We start from the raw sequence: 18,788 nt of genomic DNA, 5'->3' as shown, positions 1-18,788 counted from the left end.
GGCCGTCAACGGGATGTCAAGTGCGCCAACTGGAGTCGACGGAGAGCTGGTTGCGGTTGGTCGCTTCCTGCGCGAGGCGCTGGCCGGCAGTGAGTAGATCGTGGGCCTGTGTGGACAGGGGCGGCGGCAGCCAGGCAGTGAGCGTCTCGGCATGGTCGTCGGCAACGAGAGCGGAGGGCGTGGGGGTGTGGCCGAGGAGGAGTCGGTAGAGGTCAGTTGCCGGTGCGATCGGGGGCAGGCCGTGCTGGAGGGCGGTGAGGGACGCGCGAGCAGGGATGGCCAGGCCGTCGGCGTCGAGGTCGCCGTAGTAGAGAATGCGGTGGATGCCGGAGAGTTCTGTGAGGCGGCTGACGGAGGCTTCGAAGGAACGTCCGGCTCCGAAGGCGACGAACCGGGTGCGGCCGGGCTGCTTGGAGAGCAGGTCGTGGAGTGTGGCGTAGGTGTCGCTGTTCTCCACCACTAGAAGGGTGTCGCCGTCGCCGACTTGGTGGTGGGCGAGCGGGGGCGGCTGGCGGTAGGTGGCCAGCTGATCGAGGGTGAGGCGCCCGGGGGCGAACAGCGCGCCGGAGATGAGGGCGTCGAGACGTTTCTCGTCGCGGAAGATCTCGTAGGACCGCTCGCGCAGCGGGATTGGCGTATGCCGTTCGGGGGCGTTGCTGCTGTCCCGGAACCAGCGGTTGCATGCCAGGAGGTCCTCGGTCTGTGCGGCGGTGAGACGGGCGGTGTAGGCCCAGTCGAGTTCCGGGCGCCACGAGACGGGTTCACGCGGTGCACGCGGCGTCGCCTGGGTGGTGGCGGGCAGGCGTACTTGTTCGGGCAGGCGTGGTCGGCCGGCGTCCCAGTGGGCTCTGCTGGTGGGCAGGTTGAGGAGGCGGTGGTCGGCGAGTTCGTGCAGGAGTGTGGCGAGCGCGGTGCGCGCGTGCTCGCCACTGGCCAGGCCGGGCAGGGCTGCGGTGAATGCTTCGACGAGGGTGGCGCGGGACACGGTGGCCTTCTCGGCCCGGGCCTGCAGCGCGGCGCTGAGGCTGGCCGCCGCGGGTGACAGTGGCGGGAGCGGAGGGGGAGAACCGGCGGTCATTGAGCGGGGGTCTCCTTCGTGTACAGGCGTGCGGAGTGGAGGTAGCCGGACGGGACGGCGGCGCTGTCGTCGGGGACGATGCGAGGGGAGGGGACGAGGGCGTGGCGGATGCGCTCGTCGAGGCGGATCAGGGAGAGGCCGGCGCGGGCTTCGGCGTCGTTGCGCAGCGGGATGCACATCGGGAAGCGGGCGGTGACCTCCTCGTCGCTCAGGCCGGTGGTGTAGATGAGCTGGATGCCGAGGGCGGCGGCCATCTCGAACTGGAGGTCGACGAGGTAGGTGGCGTTGGCGCGGCCGATGGGGTTGTCCAGGAGCAGGAGCCCGCCGTTGCGGGTGCGGCTGCGGGGGCCGGGCGAGGTGCGCAGTGCGGCCAGGGCGCAGTAGAGGAGGATGGCGCCGGTGAGTTCCTGACCGCCGGAGAAGGTGGTGCCCATCTTCTCCACGGGCACGCGGGTGATCCGCTGGGCGGCGTTGGGCTTCATGACCTCGGCGGTGAATCCGCGCGGTACGGCCTCCTTGAGGCAGCGCAGGACGACGTCGATGCCTTTGAGTTTGCGGGTGCGGGGGTTTTGGGCGAGGGCGTCGACGGTTTCGCGCATCGAGGCGGCGAGGGTCTGCTGGTCGGGTTTCTTGTAGCGGATGGTGAGGAATTTCTGTCCGGCCCACGGGGCGTCGCCGTCTGGGAAGGCGGAGAAGCGGCTGGCCTGGTCGAGGCGGTGCAGGAGATCGGTGACGTGGGCGCCGAGCTGGGAGGCGAGGGCGTCGCGGGTCTTGGCCATGGCATCCAGGTCGCTGGTCAGTGCGGCGATGCGGGAGCCGAGCGCCTGGGTCCAGTTCTCGGCCAGGGCGGGGATCTTCGCGCCGCCCAAGGCGGAGATCTGCGTGCGCAGCGGGATGTCGAGTCCTTCGAAGCGGACGTCGGCGGCTTCCTCTTTGAGGCGGCTGACGCCGGTTTCCAGAGCGCGGTCGGCGTCGCGGGCAGCCTGGTGGCAGGTGCGGTATTCCTCGGCGGCCTGCCGGGCCTCTGTCTCGGCAGCCTCGGCGGTGCCCGGATAGGGCTCTGCGGCGGCGGGAAGGTCGAGACCGTGAGCGGCGCTTTCCAGGCGCGGCAGGACGGACCGGAACGCCGCAAGGTCGCGGCTGCTGTTGGCCTGGCTGCGGCGGGCGCCGTTGTAGCGTTCGGACGCGGCGCGCTCCGTGGTACGGGCTTCCTCCAGCTCCTGTCCCGCGCGGGCACTCAGGGCGGTGGCATCCTCCAGGGTGGCCGGCGTCCAGGCGGCGGCCTCCTCGCCGGTCAGCGGTGCTGCCGCGGCGGCGGACTTAAGGTGGTCGGTGCGGATCTTCAGCTCGCTCTCCTTGTCACGCAGTGCGTTGAGCCGTTCGTCGAGGTCGGTGAGCTGTCCGGCCACGTCGCGCAGGATGGCGTGGCGTTGGACCTCGTCGGTGGCCCGCGGGTCCGCGCTGAACTTCTGGGCGAGCGCCTGAATCGGCCCGGGCACCTGGTTCCATTCCCTCTGGCACGTCAGAAGGTGTTCTTCGGCGCGGGCGGCGCGCTGCTGCTGGTCTTCCCCGACCTGGACGGCGCGCAGCTCGTCCAGGGCCTGTTCGTAGCGGTGCTTGAGCACGGGGAGAGGCTCGTGCGGTGTGTCGGGTTCGATAGCCGCGTCGCCGCCGGGCGGGGCGGGGACGGCCCGACGGCTCTCGGCATGGCTGTCGGCCTCCTGCCGGGCGGCTTCGATGGCCTGGGCGCGGCGCAGCAGCTCCGCTTCGGCCCGCTTGCACGCGGCACGCAAATCGTCGGCTTCGGTCCGCCACTCCTGGCACTGCGCGGTCAGGGCGGAGATGCGGTCGCGGGCCTGGCCGGCCTCGGTCTCGGCGCCGGCCAGTTGCCGGAGGACGTGCAGGGCGCGCTGGGCTTGACCGGCCCGGTCGACGAGGACCTCGTACGCCTGCTCCGCCTCGTGTAGGGCGGCGTCGTGACCCTCGGCCGCGTCGCGGGCCTCCTGGGCGGCGGTCTCGGACGCGGCGGCGGTGGTCTGCAAGTCGTTCAGCTGGGCGAGGCGGTCGGGGACGGGCATCTGCGCGCAGGCTTCTAGCCAGTTGGCGAGGTGGCGCTCCAGCTCCCGGGCCTCCGCCAGGCGCGCATCGAGGTCTTGCAGCTGGCGGGTGGCGGCCGTGATGCGCGCGGTGACCTCGCCTCGTTCGCGTTCGGCGGCGTCTTCGTCGTGCAGGGCGGGGGAGGGCTCGATTACGAAGCGGTCGTCGTCGCAGGAGCCCGGGCGCAGCAGGCGCTCGCCGGTGCCCACGGTCACAGCGGCGGCCGGGAGCGGACGGGTTTGTTCCATGTGGCGGCGAGCGGCGTCCAGGCCATCGGCGCCGCCCACGATGATCCCGCCGACCAGGTCGGGGTGCGCGCGGATGACCTGGGGATGGGCGTCGGCGGGCACGTTGTCGTGCATCCACCGCCAGCCGGGCCAGGCCGAGATGCCGTGCGTGACAAGGTCCTCACACAGGCGCCGCACGGCAGCGCTGGCCGGGTGCAGGCCCCCGCTCGTATCGAGCACGTCGAGCAGGTCCTGGTCCTCGCGCAGGCCGAGGCGGGTCCCGGTGAGCGTGGTCTCCAGGTTCGCGATGCGGCGTCCGGCGGCCTCCCCCAGCACGGTGGCATGCTCATGGAGCCATTCCAACGCGTCGACGGCGCGCAGCTCGTCGGGCGTGGCTTCGAGGAGGTCGGCGCACAGCGGCAGGGACTGGACCGCCGTGGCCTGCTTGCGCAGCCGGTCGGTCTGGGCGAGCGCCGCATCAGCCGCGGCACGGTCGGACAGCGCCTGCCGCTGCGTGTCGGCCAGGTGCCGGTGCGCATGGTCCCGCCCGGTGCGGGCAGTCTGACGTGCTTGTTTGGCCTCGTCCATGAGCTGGTCGAGGTGGCGGGTGTGCGCCTCGGCGCGGGCCGCGGCGTCCCCGGCTAGTTCGTCCGGCTCGACGAGCCGGTCATGGCGCGCCCGACCCAGCGTGGTGGTGAAGGAGTCGATCTGCTCGCGGAGCGTGCGGAGATCGGCCTGGGCCGCGCCGGTGTCTTCAAGGAGCTGTTCGCGGCGGTGCTGCCACTGCTCGATGTCGGTCTCGGTCTGCTGGTTGGCCTCGGCCAGTCGGCGGACCTTGTCCTGGGCGGCGGCCTCGGCGCGGGCGTACCCAGTACGGAGGTCGGCTGCTGCCTGGTGGACGGCCCGGAGGTAGGGCGCGGCGGTGCGCTCTGCCTGGCTGAGGGCTTCCTGAGCGCGGGTGTGATCGTCCACAGCATGCGCATGGCGTAGCGCCACCGGGACCGTCTCCCAGCCCGACTTTTCGGCTTCGGTCTCCTTCTTGTCCTGCTCGGCGCCGCGCTGCTTTGCCCGGACGGTGGCCAGTTCGAGGGCGCTGGCGTGATGGCGTACGTGGTGCACGCGCTGCTCGGCCCGCTCGGCTGCCCGCTTTGCCTCCTCGTGCGCTCGGTAGGTGTCCGTGATGGCGTCGGCGTGGACCGTGAGCGCGTCGGACAGTTGCTGCTCGCGGAGCTGGACAGTGGCGGTCAGGTGCACGAGCCGTTGCTGCGCGCTCTCGGCGGCGTGGGCGGTCTTCTGCCGGGTCTGGTGAAGGATGGCGACCTCCCCACAGGCTCGCTGCATGGTCAGGGCGAACTGTCGTTCCTTGTCCCATGCGGCGCGCTGGTCGTGGGCATGGGCGTAGGAGTGGAAGGCGGTGCCCAGCTCGGCGTACTGGTCGTCGTCGGTGGCCTTGCGCAGCAGCCAGTCCACAAAGGCGTCGGATGTGGTGGTGGTGAATGCCGCCGCCGCGTCGCTCTCCTTGGCGTTCATCCGGCGCTGCACGTCGAACAGATCGGGCTGCAGGCCCAGGGTGCGCTGGTGTTTCTCCCATCGTTCCTGGCCGTCCTCGATGCGCAGTTCCAGGGCGTCGACGCGGCGCTGTACGTCCCGCAACTCGGTGCAATAGTCCTCGAACGGCAGCCAGTGCCCGTCGCGGTGGAAGGGCAGACGGTCGGCGTCCAGGGCGGCGGCCGGGTGGAAGCTGTAAAAGCGGCGGTGCAGTTTCCCCTCGCGGTCCGGCGCCAGGATCTGGGCGGTGACCAGCAGGCGTCCGGTCCTCGCGTCGGCCCATTCGAGAACCACGTGAGAGGGCTGTGCCAGGGACACCGTGAAGTTGCGCAACGTCTCCACATCCTGGTGGCGGTGCGGGATGGTGGTGCAGGTGATGCCGGTCAGCAGTACGCCCTTGCCGCCGCCGTTTTGCAGCATGATCAGGTTGGCCGGGGCCGGGCGGTGGGTGACATGGCCGGCGGCCGGGATCAGCGAAGCGGTTTCCACCTCCGGGCCGGCGCCGGAGAAGTCCAGGGTGACGTCTTCGTACCGTGCGTCGACCGGGCCGAAATTGCGCAGCAGAATCCGATTGAGTTCATACATGGCAGGCGTCCTTACGGCAGGTCAGTGGGCAGCGGCGAACCCGGCAGGGTGTCATCGGCACTCAGAGCGCTGTCTGCCGCCGACTCGGAGGTGGTGGCCTGGTCGCGGGAGGGCAGGGCGGCCACGCCCAGGGCCGCCAGTTCCCGCAGCATGTCGCCGGCGGCCTGGTCGCGGATCTGTAGCCGGTACTTGACGCTGGTGGCGTAGGTGCCGGCGTCCTCGTCGCTCACCTTGCGCACGAAGCCGTGCTCGGCCAGGTGGGTCAGGGCCCGGCGCACCAGGGAGTAGGTCACCGTCCTGGGAGTCTTGTCCGCCCGAGTGGTGCCGGTGGCGTTGCGCCGCAGATAGGCCCGCCACAGTCCCTCCAGGCCGGGCTGGTCCGCCGGGGGATCGGTGTCGGCGTCGGTTTGCGCAAGCCGGTGCTCGATGGCCCGGGCCAGGGAGCGGACCTCCTCGTCCACCTGCTTGACCGAGACTCGGGTGACGTACTCGTCGTCGTCGAGGTCCTCGGGCCGGGGGAAGGCCAGGGCGGCGATGGCGAGCTGGGCCAGCAGATACAGCGGCCGGTCGGCGGTCTGAGGGACCAGGTCGGCCACCGAGACGGCGAAGTCGGTCTCCGGGGTGGTCCCCAGAACCAGGCCCGGCATGCGGTGGACCTCCAGCACCGTCAGGTCGAAGCCCTGGGCGATCTTCCGTACGATCTGGGCGAAGGCCGGTTCGGTCTCGAAGCGCCGGACCAGCCGCGCGTACTCCCCGGAGCGGGCCGGTGCCTTGCCACGGGCCAGGGCCAGGGCGACCATCCGGGCGGCGTCCGCAATGTCCTCGTGCTGGCTCACGCGCTCTCCTGGTCACGGTCGGGGACGGGCGTCACCGACGACAGCCGGTTGTCGTCGGTGGGGGCATCGGATGGTCCGGGTGGGACCGAGGGCTGCGATTGGGCGCGGATCAGCAGGAAGTCGCTGCCGCCGAAGCGTTCGTCCACCAGCTCGGTGCCGTCGTCGAGAGCCACGACGGCAGGCTCACCGACGGCCAGTTGACGCACCGGCACCCGCCGGAAGAGCTGTTGCACGCGCATCGCCAGGAGTGCGTCCGTGCCGGATTCAGGACCCATGCCGGAGCCGGGCAGGCGGGCGGAGCCCAGCAGCGCGGACAGCCGCACTCCCTGGTCGGTGGCCGTGTTCAGCAGGGCGTCCACCGCCTCGTGCTGCGCGTCGCTGAACAGGGCCGTGTGCTCGCTGTCGCCTGGGTCGTCGTCCTGTGCAACCGGTACCAGGTCCCCCGCGGCCGATTCGCTGACGCGGGCCAGGGCCTCGAAATAGTCCGGCAGATACATCACGCGGGGCTGCTGCGGGCCCAGGACGGCCCTGGTGAACGCCTCCAAGGGCTCCAGGCAGGCATCCAGGGAAAATTCCATCACCGGCTGCAGGAGCTGCTCGTGCATGTGCACCCGGGCGTGCAGCGTCGGGGCCACGAACACCTGGCGGTCCTGTTGGCGCCGGTACTCCGGGCCGACCTTCAACAGCATGTCGATAAGCACCGAATGCCGTTGCATGCATTCGACGATCAGCGCCCCCAGCCCCTCCAACTGCCGACGCTTGTGCGCGTCGTCAGTGACCTCCAGCAGCTGGTCGACTCGCTCCTTGAGCTGCTGCTCAGTCGCGGAACGGCTCCGGACGTGCTCCAGGGCATCGTCGACGGTCTCCTTGACCTCCGTATCCCAGTCCACCGCCCGCACGTTCCGCTTCATCGCCTCGATACGCCCATGGATGTCCTTGGCGTAACGGATGCTCTGCAGACGGGCCGTGTGCGCGATCTGCCACGCCTCGCCGATACGGGCACGCTTCAGGAGCGCCTCCAACTTGGCCTCGGCAGCGATCTGTTCGGAAGCGATGTCCACGTCGATCGCATGCACCAGCACGGTGATCGCCGCATCCGTGGCAATCAGCGCCGCTTGCCCCACATGGTCAGGCACCTCCTTGAGGATCTGGAACGACGTCATACGGGTCTGGAATCCCTCGTCCGTCACGCTGCCGATCGCGTGACGGAACGCCCGGTCGCGCTCCTCGGTGTTGATCAGCCGTTCGGTCACCCAGCGCGCGACGGCCCGGTACTCCTCAGCCGGGCGTCCCGGCAGCTGCAGCGCGGCGAACTCGGCCACATGGTCCACCACCGTCTCCTGGCGGACCGCCGTGCGCATGTCCGTGCGCAGCGTGACGACATCGATCGCAGCCAGCGCCAGCTCAGCCAGGCGGTAGCCCTCCCACCCCCGCTCAGCCTTGGCCTTGCTGCTGTCGAGCGCCAGCAGCGGGCGGACCACCGCCAGCGCCTTCATACGTGACGTAATGCTCTCGTAGACCGCCCGTGGCTCCTCAAAGATCACCCCGAAGGCTCCAATCGCCCTTTTTCCACTTGGAGTTCACGCTAAAACGCGGCACTGACATTTGCGCTGGGACCGAACCAGAACGGCCGACAGTGAGAGGGGAGAGAGGCGCGCACCTCCCGTGCGAAAGGAGCCATGCATCTTCACGGATCTTCCCCGCCCGGACCGGTTGATCGCCTGGCGGCCTCCGGGGGTACGCACGCGGTGGATGCGATCTGGGATCGGCATACGGGACAGGCTGGGGGTGATCTCGGTGGTGATCCCTTCGGCGTCGAGGGCTTGGGTGGCCGGGTCGGCCCAGTAGGGCTCCGTAAGGTGTTGGTCAGCCCAGGAGAGTCCTATGTGGCTGAGTAGGGCCTGCCAGTAGTGGCTAGCGAGGAGTGGCCGTCCGACTCTCTAGGGCGCCCTGACTGCTGATTGAGATGTGCGCGCCTTGTGCGGCCCCTGTTTACGGTGCGGACAGCGGGGGTGTTCCTCGGGCTCACGACATGCCGTGCGGAGTGAGGAGAGGGCGAGTGAGCAACCGACTCAGCCAAGCCTGGTGTGGGATCGACGCAGGCAAGGGCCATCACTGGGGCAGCAGTGGTCGACGAAACCGGTACGACCCTATGGTCGAAGAAGATCGACTACGATGAGACTGCCATCCTCGTGGCCCTCGGCGAGATCCTGGACCTGGCAGATGAGGTCCGCTGGGCGGTGGACATCTCCGGAACGGCTTCCGTTCTACTCATAGCACTGCTCGCTAGTCACAGTCAGCAGGCTGTCTATGTACCTGGTGGCACGGTCAACCGCATGGCTGGCGCCTACCGTGGCGAAGCCAAGACAGATGCACGCGACGCCTACGTCATCGCCGAAACTGCCCGCCATCGCCAGGACTTCGCAACCATCGATGTGCCTGCCCAGTTGGCAACCGACCTGGCGCGAGACTCACGGCGCGTGGCTTGCCAAGCGCGGTGTCCGCGCCGCCCATGCGGTCGCTGCTACCGCGCTAGAGGCTTCTCAGGCTCAGCAAATCTTGCTGCCCGGTGAGGATGTTGCCGCCCAGATCGTCGCCGATTTGGCTGCGCAGATCCTTAGCCTGGATGACCGACTAAAGGGCGTCGACCGCCAGATCCGGGAAAGATTCCGCACCCACCCTCAGGCCGAGATCATCGAATCGTTGCCAGGTATGGGCCCAATTCTCGGTGCCGAGTTCGTCGTGACCGCCGGTGACCTGTCGGCTTACGCGGACGCTGGCCACCTGGCCTCAGCAGCGGGGCTGGTGCCCGTGCCAAGGGACTCGGGCCGTCGCATCGGCAACCTGCACCGCCCCAAGCGCTATAGCCGGCGCCTACGCAGAGTGTTCTACCTGTCCGCCCAGACCAGCATCATCCGCGAGGGCCCCAACAGGGACTTCTACCTCAAGAAGCACGGCGAGGGCTGCAAGCAGTCCAGGCCGTCATTGCGCTCGCCCGCCGGCGCGCCAGTGTCCTATGGGCTCTCCTGCGCGACAACCGAACGTTCACCCCTGTCGCGCCGATCACGCGATAAGGATCTTCGAGGATGGCGCTGTCTGGCACTCCGTGTCCCTACCACCGGTAGCCGGCAGGAACGAGGCTAGCCTGATGCCCTCCTCGCGAGGGGAGCTGTGCCATTCCCGCCGCCAGCGCCGCACAGACCGCGACGTCACCCGAAGATCCCTCGCGACAGCCTCGCTCTTCTCGCCGCGAGCGAACCGCTCGGCCGCCTCAAGACGCACCCGCTCGTGCTTCTCCTGCTCCCTGGGCGTCAGCCCTCCCCATGCGCGTACCGCATGATGACGTCGTGCCGCAGCGATCAAGAACCGTCACGGCTCGACGGACTCCGCGAATTCAACCTGAGTAACTGTCAGGATGGTGCAGAAGATGGGGTCAAGTTAAGCGGTCAACTGGTGCATTCCGCAGGCCAGTCTGACCGGTTCGTCGACCGCCGCAAGGTGGAGGGTTCAATGGCTTCCTTCGCCCTGGCGGCTGTCACGCTCATTGAGTAGGAGAGCCTGTACCTGCACGGACTCCGCTAGCAGGGGCTCAAATTCCTCTTTTCCGGCGGAAGTTAGGAAACGACGGATCTTGATCGCTTCTGTGATCGACCCTAGTGCCTCCTCCAGTTCTCCCAGTGAGTAGTGGCTGAGAGACTGGTTATGGAGTGAGCCAGCGAGGCCAGGCAGATAGGCATCGGGATACTCTTCGGCCAGGTGCCGATAAATTCCGACGGCTTCTATGGTCGCCTCTAGGGATGGCCGGTGGCGTCCCAAAGATGCTAGCTGGTTGGATTGGCTGGTTAGTGAGCTGGCAAGGTCTGGGCGATAAGCGTTGGGGTGCTCTTCCGCCAGGCTGCGGCGGATTGCGACCGCTTCGGTGGCGGCCTTGAGGGATTCCTCCAGTCGCCCCAGTGAGGATAGGTAGGTCGACTGGTTGTGTAGGGACCCGGCAAGACTAGCGAGATAGACATCAGGGTGGTCCTTGGCTAGTTGCCGGTAAGTGTCAACGGCTTCGGTGGCGGCCTTGAGAGCATCCACAGGGCGCCCGAGCGAACCGAGGCGGCTCGCTTGGTTTGTGAGCCACCCAGCCAAATCCGCCCTATCTTTGCCCGTACGGCGTAGGGTTACGAGGCGAGTGGCCAACTCTGCGGCGAGCTCTGCAAAAGCCTGAGGCTGGTCGGGCATCACCGCGTACAACCGTTGCAGGTCTTCAGGTTTGCTGTGCGGGGCATGCACGAACAGGCTGAGAGCCTCCATGAGAGCCTTTCCACCGGGTCGCGCCGCAGCTCGGCTGAGAAGGGTGAGCGCATGCCGGAGCTGCTCTGGGTTGCACGCGGGCAACACATGGACTGCGAGCTCAGGCTCGCTGGTAATGCTGTCGATGAGATATTGCTCGGCCAGGGGGTCAGGTTGCAAGCTTCCCCAATAAGCATCCCCGGTGGCGGGGGGCGGATACAGGTCGCGGATCCATTCCGCGAGGGCGCGTCGATCCTGCTCGGCCATCTCACCCCGCAACCCGGGAACCTGGGCGAGGATATGTAGTGCGTCGGCGCGTGGGGCAGGTCCGGACAGCTGGGCGGCAGCCATCGCCAACGGGCGGATCTGATCCATATCGAGGTCACGGCGGTTGGCGACGCGCTGCCAATACCGGCGTTCATGAGCGAGCAACACTCGTTGCGGTGGAAGATCCGCTTCAGGTTGTTCACTTAGGAGCTTCGCGAGCGCCGCGACATGCAATGTCAAAGCTTGGATAGAACCCGAATCTGCGAAGGCCGGTGGTCGGGCTCCCGTGCATCGAGCACTGAGGTCCACGGTTGTGTATACCTCGTCCAATAGCTGAAGCCCATTACCAAGGGCGGTGAGGGCTTCTTGCCAGGCGGCCTCGCGTTCCGTTGCTGTAATGGTGAAAGCTTCAACGCGCAGTGGTTCTGGGCGTACGGTGGTAGACATGGCCGTTGATGCGGAACGCAGAGCAGTGAACCACTCTCCGGACGCGCGGGCTAGGAGCAGCAACCGCACGGGGCAGCGCGGAGGATGACTGACGAGATAGTCGACGATCTGTTGTGCCTGCTCGGGTCGGGTCTCAACGTAGTCGAGCACCAGTAGCACGGGTGCCGTGCATCGCGTCAGGGTCGCCAAATGTTGCGTCGACACGTCCGTGGGTTCCGCTATCTGACCGACCACCCAATCCTCTTCTGCTAGTAACTCGCACAGACGTCGGGCGAGACGGGTCTTACCCTGCCCGCCCGGCCCCGTCAGGAGTAGCGAAGAACACGTCTCGGGATCTTTACACCAGCTCAATAGGGCTTGCAGAGCCCGCTCACGGCCGCGGAATGGGACGACCTCATGCTCAGCTCTCAGCAGTGCAGCTGGAGATTGAGGGCCCTGAGCAGGAAACCATGGGGCGACAAGGTCCTGCAGTTCCACTGGCTCGCAAAGGACTTTCCGGCCGGTAGCCGACGTCACCGCCCACCTGAAGCCTTCTTCGACGGCGAGCGCCTCGATCGGTACGGCAGTGAGCCGGCTCTGCCTGAAACCCCGGGGCGCCCAGCCAACCGAACCCACCAGCAAGTCCCCGCTCCACACGGCGGCACCCGACATCCCTGCCCACGGGGATATCTGCCCTATCTGGTCATCGGGCCCGCTGTCCACAAGTATCTCCAGTAGGTTCTGCTTTGAGCGTGCAACTGTATTTATGTGACCAGCCAGATGTTCACTGTCTCGCCGCAGCAGCTCAGGATCTTCGAGGAATCGCATAGCCTCGGGGAACCCGACTGCCTCGCACGGCACAGACGGGACAGAACTAACCAGCCGTCCGAAGCGGGCGGGAGCCCGCCAACCGGGGTCGAAGGATGGGTCGGTGATTTCCACCAGCGCCGCGTCCAACTCGCCAAGCCAGACCACACGTGCGTCACGTAGGACGCCCTCGTCCAGCAAGCGCACTTGTACCGTGCTGCTAGGCGTGACCACGTGTGCCGCCGTTAGAAGGAGTCTCTCCCCTACTAGGCAACCAGAGCCTACGGCCCATCCGGGCTCCGAACCTCGAACCCAGACCTCTGCCACCGCACCTGTGTCCAACCCCATTGGAACCTACCGAAAGCGCGTCATTCAGGGGGGATTTGTTGTTCTACTGGGCCCACTACACGCAGGCTCCTGTCCTGCTGGTCCTTGGGAGTGAGCACGAGCTTCATCCTGTTTGTGGCTGTCGCTGCGACTGACCCCCGCGCCCCCAGCGACAACACATACACTCGTGCGCCGGCCTCGCCAGCAGCTTCCTTGCGGACATCAACAGCGAACTCGAGCTCAATTTGTCCCACCTCAAACCCGACTTCCCTCCCAGCACCTTCCTTCTGCGCCGCATCGAGTTCTGCCCTTACCCCGCGCACCGCGTCCGCCAGGCCGACCCACATCTCAGCTGCCACAGCAACCTCCCTAGACCAAAGCGACGCGAACCTCAGTTCCTATTTCAACGGGTTATTGCCTCTCGTACTGCGTGGCATCGACCACTGCGGCCTGCCTGAATGCATTTCTCCTTGAGAGACATGCCTCGCAAGTACCGCATTGCACACTTACTGATGGACGCAGACAACTCCAGGACCGAGACATATCCACACTCAGAGCGTTTCCTATCCGGACGATGTCGCATTTACTCATATCCTGGAATGGAACCAGAATTCGCACCTCACTTCCGACGAGCTTGATTCCTTGCCGTATATGGTTGAGGAATGATGGACTTTGCTCAATATATTCTTGCGCATCCTCTCGGTGGAGCCCGAACGCCACCGAGTTGATTTTGTGTGCCATTGCGAAAGCCAAAGCAGCCGAGTACATTGTGGCTGCGCCGAAAACAGCCCGCTCACCGCTCCCTTCCTGGGTGACTCGTGCGGATCTCCAGGACAGCAGCAACGATGACATATCGATGCTCCAATATGCGACTCGCGCCTGATGCGCGATGGCTCGAGCGGCTGCTGCCTCTTCCGGTGAGGAGAAACCCGCGAAGTGAACGGCGATCAGTTCGCTCGACTCCTCGGCGCACATCTTTCCCAGGAGAACGGTGGAGTCGACACCCCCTGAGAGGAATACAGCAACGCCGAACCGCCCATCGTTGATCGTATGGCCCTGTCCTGACCTCATATACACCTCTAAGTATTACCGATAATTCCTCTCAAACTCGCTTTGATCTCGAAAGCGGTCCGAGAAGTCTTCATCTGGCTTGAGCGGAACTGCTGCAGGGATGAAAAGAGACGCGCCTAGGGTCTGGGGTGACATTTCGGTCCCGCCTAGACAACTCAGCGGAAAGGACTCGACATGAGCCGGATTACCTGATCTCACAGAACACGTGATACAGGTCACCGTATGATCACTTGGGTAACACTTAAGAAGATGATCGCGCAGGGGCCACAACGCTGCCGCACGCGGCTTCCGCCCCATCGTCACAAATGCTGTGCCAAAAACGTTGGGCTGCATCACCAAACAGTCAATGTCATTTCGTGGCTGAATATTGTGAGCCACAAGGGAAGACGCATCAAAAATCTGGATCCCGGGTGCGTAATCGATCCCGAGATCAGCCATGATGGCATCTACGGAGGATACGCCAGCAACCACGCGGACGCGCATGTCGCCGCATTTAGCCCGCTCGATCAGCCCTGCAGTGACACTGTCGAAAACCACCGGATTTCCCACTGTGAGGTAAGCCACGGGGGGATTGCTGCGACCAGCTTGCCAGATGAGGTCGATCTCTTTCCTATAGACATCCAGCCGACGCCCACCCCGTTGGTATATTTCCTGCAGATCTCTCGTTTTTGATGCCCATCTGCTCGGCATCAAGCGGCTCGTGGACCGCGGGAGGATCGAATAGATCTCCTGGCACTGGTCCAGGGCGTCGATCGCCGCAGATGTGAGATGAGCCGGCACCTGTACCCCGGCGCCAACGATGAATACATCTGCCGGACATCGTCCACCATCTGCGCTAGTTGTCATGACTCCGACCTCCTCGAGACTCTTTCCGTGGGCGAGCGGAATCGACGAATGCGCTTGCCATAACTTTTATTCTGAGCCTGCATGATCGAGTTTCCGCCACGTCGAACGTGCCGGCCTCCGCAATCTTGTTCGACGGAGAACCACCACCACAAAAGTCAAAGTAACCGCACTCCGATTGACACTTGGCCACACCGCTTTGGACGGCCTTATTGACCGCCGTGAACTTTGGGCTCTCGACTATGGTATCTATTTCGTCGTCGTGAACGTTACCGAAGAGAAAATCTCCGAATGGCTCATGCCTTGCCGTCAAGAGTTCAGGTGAGAATGTAGAGATATTGCCCCGATGGTCGAAGCTCAAGATCGCCATAGGAACGTTGTCGTGGCAGCGCACTTCATTCGTGCGGAACGAACTCGCGAGCTGACGAAAGTTGTCGTACTCTCGCAAGCGGGGATACCCGCGCTGACCGATGCCCAGAGTCAGGATCTCATCGACGAAGGCCCGAAATCCGTGCTCTGAGTCGTCGTCGTGGATACTGGAGCACTCATGTGATCCCTCGGCTTCTTCCGGATTCAGACCCACAACGCTAATGCCGGCATCAGCGAAGAACTGCCAGAACTCCCGGCCGTGTGTAAGTGAGCCTTTGGTGACGACCGCGATAACCGATGGATTCAGGCCGGAATCCTGCAGTAGGCGGACTCCCCGCATCACCCTATCGAACGTGCCGCGTCCCGCTCGGTCGACTCGATTTTGGTCGTGCAACTCCGCCGGCCCATCCAGACTCACACCTACGTTTACCTTATATTCGCTAAATAGGTCGCACCACTGTTGATTGATCATCATGGCGTTGGTCTGTATCGAGAAGGACAAGTCGACACCGCCCCAGTCCCGGTTCCGGAACAGGTCGAAAGCCTCGCGGTAGAACTGGATTGGGAGTCGCAAGGGCTCTCCCGCATGCCAGACAACTGTCAAAGTATCCCGCACATGACGAGATTTAGACAATTGGTCGGCAATGCGCTCGAGCGTAGCCATGGAAATAACTTCGGTTGATCCACGGTCAGGCAGATAGCAGTATCGGCAGCGAATATTGCAGAATGGTGTCGCCTGTACGACCGCAAGCTGCGTCTGCACAGATGGATGCCCAGCTGTCATGATTGGCGCCATTTCGCGTTTGGCGATTTATCCCACGAGGCATACGGCGTTAGATGCCCGGAAGTAACGCATCATGCGATCTTGGTCCATGAGGCCCAGTTTGCCCACTGCCCCCACTGAAGTTCTGGGCTTTCGGGCAGGTTGTCCTCGGCAGTCTCGTCGGCGAGGTCTAGAACCGCATCACCCAGTTGGTCCAGGTGGGGGCCAATCTCCTGGTGGAAGGCATGCCGCTCAGAGTCCATCACTGCCTCCGTAGAATTTGACGAAGGTCGCTCACTAGTAGTTATGGTAGATGGGGTCTGAGTCGCCGCAACCTGAGCCACGCAGGCACCGGTGAGCTCCGAGATTCGGGGCCTCCCGGCGGCGCCAATCAAGGGAGCGAGGCTCACATGTCGAAGATCAATCCACGCACCTCCGCCAGCGAGCGTCAGGCGAGTGGTCAATTCGGCCTCTTTTCCCTACATGGATTGCCGGTCTACCTGCAAGAGCTCGGCTTTAGTGTCCAAGCATCTTGCGGGGCCGTAACCCCGCCGGCCGTGCATGTTCCTCACGGATCATTTAGCATGGGCAGTGATCCGCAAAGAGACCGAGCCGCTTACACTGATGAGTGTCCAGCTCATATTGCAAATACAGTAGACATTGAGTTTGGTGTGTTTCCCGTCACGGTGGCGGAGTATGCGGTCGCCGTATCCGATGGCGCCGTTCCCAGGCCATACACATTCCGTGGGGTGACGTGGGACGATCAGTTGGCTAAACCTGCTCTCCCGGTTACGTCTGTCTCTTGGTTCCATGCCGTCACTTATTCTGTTTGGTTGAGTGAACGGCTGGAGCGTCCTTGCCGCCTACCGACAGAAGCTGAATGGGAGAAAGCTGCCCGGGGTACAGACGGCCGGATCTATCCATGGGGTGATACCTGGGATCCTCAACTGGTGAATACGCCGGACGGCGGGCTGGGAAAAGCTGCTGAAATCGGCCTCTACCCCGCTGGGGTGAGTCCCTATGGCGCGCATGACATGGTTGGCAACGTTTGGGAATGGTGCAGCTCTATGCCGCTGCCCTACCCTTATGATGCATCAGATGGTAGGGAAAACCTGTATAGGATCTGCGACCGAGTGATGAGAGGGGGAGCATGGTACTGCGCACCCTACAACTCCCGGGCGGCATGTCGTGGATTCGGGTATTCGGGCATGTATCTGGGAGGAGGCTTCCGCCTTGTCTTTCCAGCTGACTAGCGGGTTTCTGTGATGGTCCGGTCGGCAGTGATCGTCCGACTTGGCTCGGCTAACCTCGCTTCTCGATGGCGTGACGAGATCACGGACTTGTACGTCGAGGTGTTTTCGGCGCCTCCGTTCGTGTGGTGCGATGACGAGGGATGCCACCAACGGAATCGCCTGTCGAGGCTCATGTTGACCGAGGGTTTCACGCTGGCTTTGGCTGTGACAGGGTCGACTTTGATCGGTTTCGTGTACGGAGCTCCTGTTCCCTCCCAGCAGCAGCGGGGATTCCTTCCGGATAGGGTCGTCCGTCGTTTCGCAGGGCCAACTTTCCATGTTACTGATTTCGCAGTCCGACAGGACTTTCGGTTCCTTGGAGTAGGCAGAAGCCTGCATGATTCAATTCTCAGTGATCGGTCCGAGAAGTGGGCAACCTTGGCAGTGCAGCCGCAGGCTGGCGCTTCCATCTCCATCTATGAGAGGTGGGGGTGGAGGAAGATCGCTCAGCACCATCCGGACGCTGAGGGTCCAGCCCCTTCGCTCGACATATATGCCCATCGCTTGGGACTCTCAGATCCGAGTGTGGGGTGGTGATGACGCGTGGTACTCGAACGTGGAATCAGTTTCGTCGATGCAACAACAAGCCCCCGTTCAGAAAAGCCTCGGGTCTGGATAAGTTCTGGACTTGCCGCGCCGCCATATGCTTCAACCCTGTCATGCCACCCACGGCATGCTTTGCTGTACGAGGACAACGCTGTGGTTGCCAGAGAGCCATGGGTTCTTCCGTCGGCCTCCGAGCTTGACACCATCGTGAACGGAGTTTCCGCGGCGCCCGGCTGCTGCGTTGCGGTTCTATCTCTTTCGTCTGATCTCTACGATGAGTTCGAAGCTGCCCGAAGTAGGGCTGAGATGCTGTCCGACTGGGATGAGGTGAATAGATATGTAAGCGGTCAGCCGCTGCAGCGAGCGATTGAGTGCGCCACTGAACATGCTGAATCCGGTTCATCGCAGATATGGCAAATGGGTATCCGCGTTAATCCTCCGGGGCTGCCCAACGTCACAGTGGACAACAAGACTGGCCGTCTCGTTGGGCTTCATTGCGACAACTGGTTTGGGGCACAGATGAAAGCTCGCGATGGTTCCCCAAATCGTATCGCGATGAACCTTGGAAATGGGGATCGGTATTTCACCTACATTAATCTTCCCCTCTCTAGAATATGGCAGCTTGGTAATGACGCCACGGATCTATCCGTTGCGCGGCTAACCGGAGACCTGCTTGTTCGCTTTGTGGAGCGTATGCCGGCCTATCCCGTTGTGCGGCTGCGTATTTCACCCGGCGAGGCGTACATAGCACCTACGGACAACCTCATCCACGATGGCAGTACCCAAGCGGGTTATGAGTGGGATATCTACTTCACCGTCGTCGGCCGCTTCGGAATTCCAATGCAGCGGCCCGGCCAAGCGGTGGGAGAAACTCGCTGATTACAGTGAGTGTTCTGCTCGGGCGATCAAGGCGGCTGCAGGCAGACCCCACCTCAGAGAGCCCGAGCCACGCAGGCGCTTGCCCCAGTCATTGAGCGTTTTCAGCGCTGCCTCTCCAGGGTGAGGACGGCTTTGGTGACTGACGTCATGCGGTTGGGGCTGATCCGGGACCTTCGGAAGATCCGCCAGGACTTCAGCAGTGCCATGCCCCGTTCGACGGGTGCCCGGGACATGGCCAGTGCTCGGTTGACCGTCCGCTGTGTCGCAGACAGCTGCCCGCCGGGCGGCCGTCTGCGTCCGGTGGTGACCCAGGGGCCGGCGCCCTGGTAGGCGCGGTCGGCCAGGACGGGGACGCCCTGGCGTTCGCAGATCCGGATGATCCGGTGGGTGCGGGCCGCGGTCAGGTCGTGGCACCGGCCCGGCAAGGCCGGCGACATCCACAGCACGTGCCCGTTCGGGTCGGTCACGACCTGCACGTTCACGCCATGGCGACGGTGCTTGTGCGAGTAGTCGGCCCTGCCGTCGCCCACGCGGTCGCACTCGGCGAGC

14 protein-coding genes and 2 pseudogenes are annotated in these 18,788 nt (G+C 64.5%); 4 read left to right on the top strand and 12 right to left on the bottom strand.

The annotated features are described in order from the left end of the window. Positions 1-16: 16 nt before the first annotated feature. Genes ACIRPP_RS11070 through ACIRPP_RS11055 form a run of 4 tightly spaced genes read right to left on the bottom strand, consistent with a single transcriptional unit; the run spans position 17 to position 7,915 of the window. A complete protein-coding gene (locus ACIRPP_RS11070; RefSeq protein WP_245726833.1) occupies positions 17-1,078 on the bottom strand; it encodes a Wadjet anti-phage system protein JetD domain-containing protein in 1,062 nt (353 codons plus the stop codon). After that, positions 1,075-5,535 carry a hypothetical protein gene (locus ACIRPP_RS11065; protein ID WP_403640167.1) on the bottom strand — a complete coding sequence of 1,487 codons (4,461 nt, stop codon included), beginning with the start codon at positions 5,533-5,535 and terminating at the stop codon, positions 1,075-1,077. The genes ACIRPP_RS11070 and ACIRPP_RS11065 overlap by 4 nt, the downstream gene beginning before the upstream one ends. Before the next feature lie 11 nt (positions 5,536-5,546). Further along, a complete protein-coding gene (locus tag ACIRPP_RS11060) occupies positions 5,547-6,371 on the bottom strand; it encodes a hypothetical protein (protein ID WP_403640164.1) in 825 nt (274 codons plus the stop codon). After that, positions 6,368-7,915 (bottom strand): hypothetical protein, encoded by a 1,548-nt coding sequence (locus tag ACIRPP_RS11055; RefSeq protein WP_403640161.1) that lies wholly within the window; start codon positions 7,913-7,915, stop codon positions 6,368-6,370. Before ACIRPP_RS11055 ends, ACIRPP_RS11060 begins: the two co-directional genes overlap by 4 nt. Before the next feature lie 488 nt (positions 7,916-8,403). Here ACIRPP_RS11055 and ACIRPP_RS11050 point away from each other — a divergent pair. Then, positions 8,404-9,445 (top strand): annotated as a pseudogene (locus ACIRPP_RS11050) (IS110 family transposase). On the opposite strand, the gene ACIRPP_RS11045 reads toward ACIRPP_RS11050, so the two are convergent. From ACIRPP_RS11045 to grrM, 7 genes and pseudogenes are all read right to left on the bottom strand, one after another. Continuing rightward, positions 9,435-9,653 carry a helix-turn-helix domain-containing protein gene (locus tag ACIRPP_RS11045; protein ID WP_403640158.1) on the bottom strand — a complete coding sequence of 73 codons (219 nt, stop codon included), beginning with the start codon at positions 9,651-9,653 and terminating at the stop codon, positions 9,435-9,437. The pseudogene ACIRPP_RS11050 and the gene ACIRPP_RS11045 sit on opposite strands and share 11 nt — an antisense overlap. A gap of 225 nt (positions 9,654-9,878) precedes the next feature. Beyond that, a complete protein-coding gene (locus ACIRPP_RS11040; RefSeq protein WP_403641154.1) occupies positions 9,879-11,513 on the bottom strand; it encodes a tetratricopeptide repeat protein in 1,635 nt (544 codons plus the stop codon). A gap of 489 nt (positions 11,514-12,002) precedes the next feature. Beyond that, positions 12,003-12,497: pseudogene (locus ACIRPP_RS11035) on the bottom strand (serine protease); the annotation flags it as partial. A gap of 20 nt (positions 12,498-12,517) precedes the next feature. Beyond that, on the bottom strand, positions 12,518-12,835 hold the full coding sequence (locus ACIRPP_RS11030; protein WP_403640155.1) for a trypco2 family protein: 318 nt from the start codon (positions 12,833-12,835) through the stop codon (positions 12,518-12,520). Positions 12,836-12,887: 52 nt separating this feature from the next. After that, complete coding sequence (locus ACIRPP_RS11025) at positions 12,888-13,547, bottom strand: 7-cyano-7-deazaguanine synthase (RefSeq protein ID WP_403640152.1); 660 nt, start codon at positions 13,545-13,547, stop codon at positions 12,888-12,890. Positions 13,548-13,562: 15 nt separating this feature from the next. Next, on the bottom strand, positions 13,563-14,393 hold the full coding sequence (locus tag ACIRPP_RS11020; protein WP_403640149.1) for an SAM-dependent methyltransferase: 831 nt from the start codon (positions 14,391-14,393) through the stop codon (positions 13,563-13,565). After that, positions 14,383-15,543 carry a cyclophane-forming radical SAM/SPASM peptide maturase GrrM/OscB gene (grrM, locus tag ACIRPP_RS11015; protein ID WP_403640146.1) on the bottom strand — a complete coding sequence of 387 codons (1,161 nt, stop codon included), beginning with the start codon at positions 15,541-15,543 and terminating at the stop codon, positions 14,383-14,385. The genes ACIRPP_RS11020 and grrM overlap by 11 nt, the downstream gene beginning before the upstream one ends. Before the next feature lie 389 nt (positions 15,544-15,932). Here grrM and ACIRPP_RS11010 point away from each other — a divergent pair, with 389 nt between their 5' ends. The 3 genes from ACIRPP_RS11010 (at position 15,933) to ACIRPP_RS11000 (ending at position 18,239) form a co-directional block, all read left to right on the top strand. After that, complete coding sequence (locus ACIRPP_RS11010; RefSeq protein ID WP_403640143.1) at positions 15,933-16,775, top strand: formylglycine-generating enzyme family protein; 843 nt, start codon at positions 15,933-15,935, stop codon at positions 16,773-16,775. Between the two features lie 12 nt (positions 16,776-16,787). Further along, the gene (locus ACIRPP_RS11005) at positions 16,788-17,351 is read left to right on the top strand and encodes a GNAT family N-acetyltransferase (RefSeq protein ID WP_403641151.1); all 564 of its coding nucleotides are present in this window, start codon (positions 16,788-16,790) and stop codon (positions 17,349-17,351) included. 162 nt (positions 17,352-17,513) lie between these two features. Further along, on the top strand, positions 17,514-18,239 hold the full coding sequence (locus ACIRPP_RS11000) for a hypothetical protein (RefSeq protein WP_403640141.1): 726 nt from the start codon (positions 17,514-17,516) through the stop codon (positions 18,237-18,239). A 101-nt stretch (positions 18,240-18,340) separates the two neighbouring features. Here ACIRPP_RS11000 and ACIRPP_RS10995 read toward each other — a convergent pair. Next, the coding region (locus tag ACIRPP_RS10995; protein WP_403640139.1) for a transposase family protein at positions 18,341-18,788 on the bottom strand (448 nt) is incomplete at its 5' end.

It is taken from the genome of Streptomyces sp. NPDC101219, from assembly GCF_044767675.1.
GTDB lineage: Bacteria > Actinomycetota > Actinomycetes > Streptomycetales > Streptomycetaceae > Streptomyces.
This window is presented reverse-complemented; position numbering and strand designations above follow the sequence as displayed.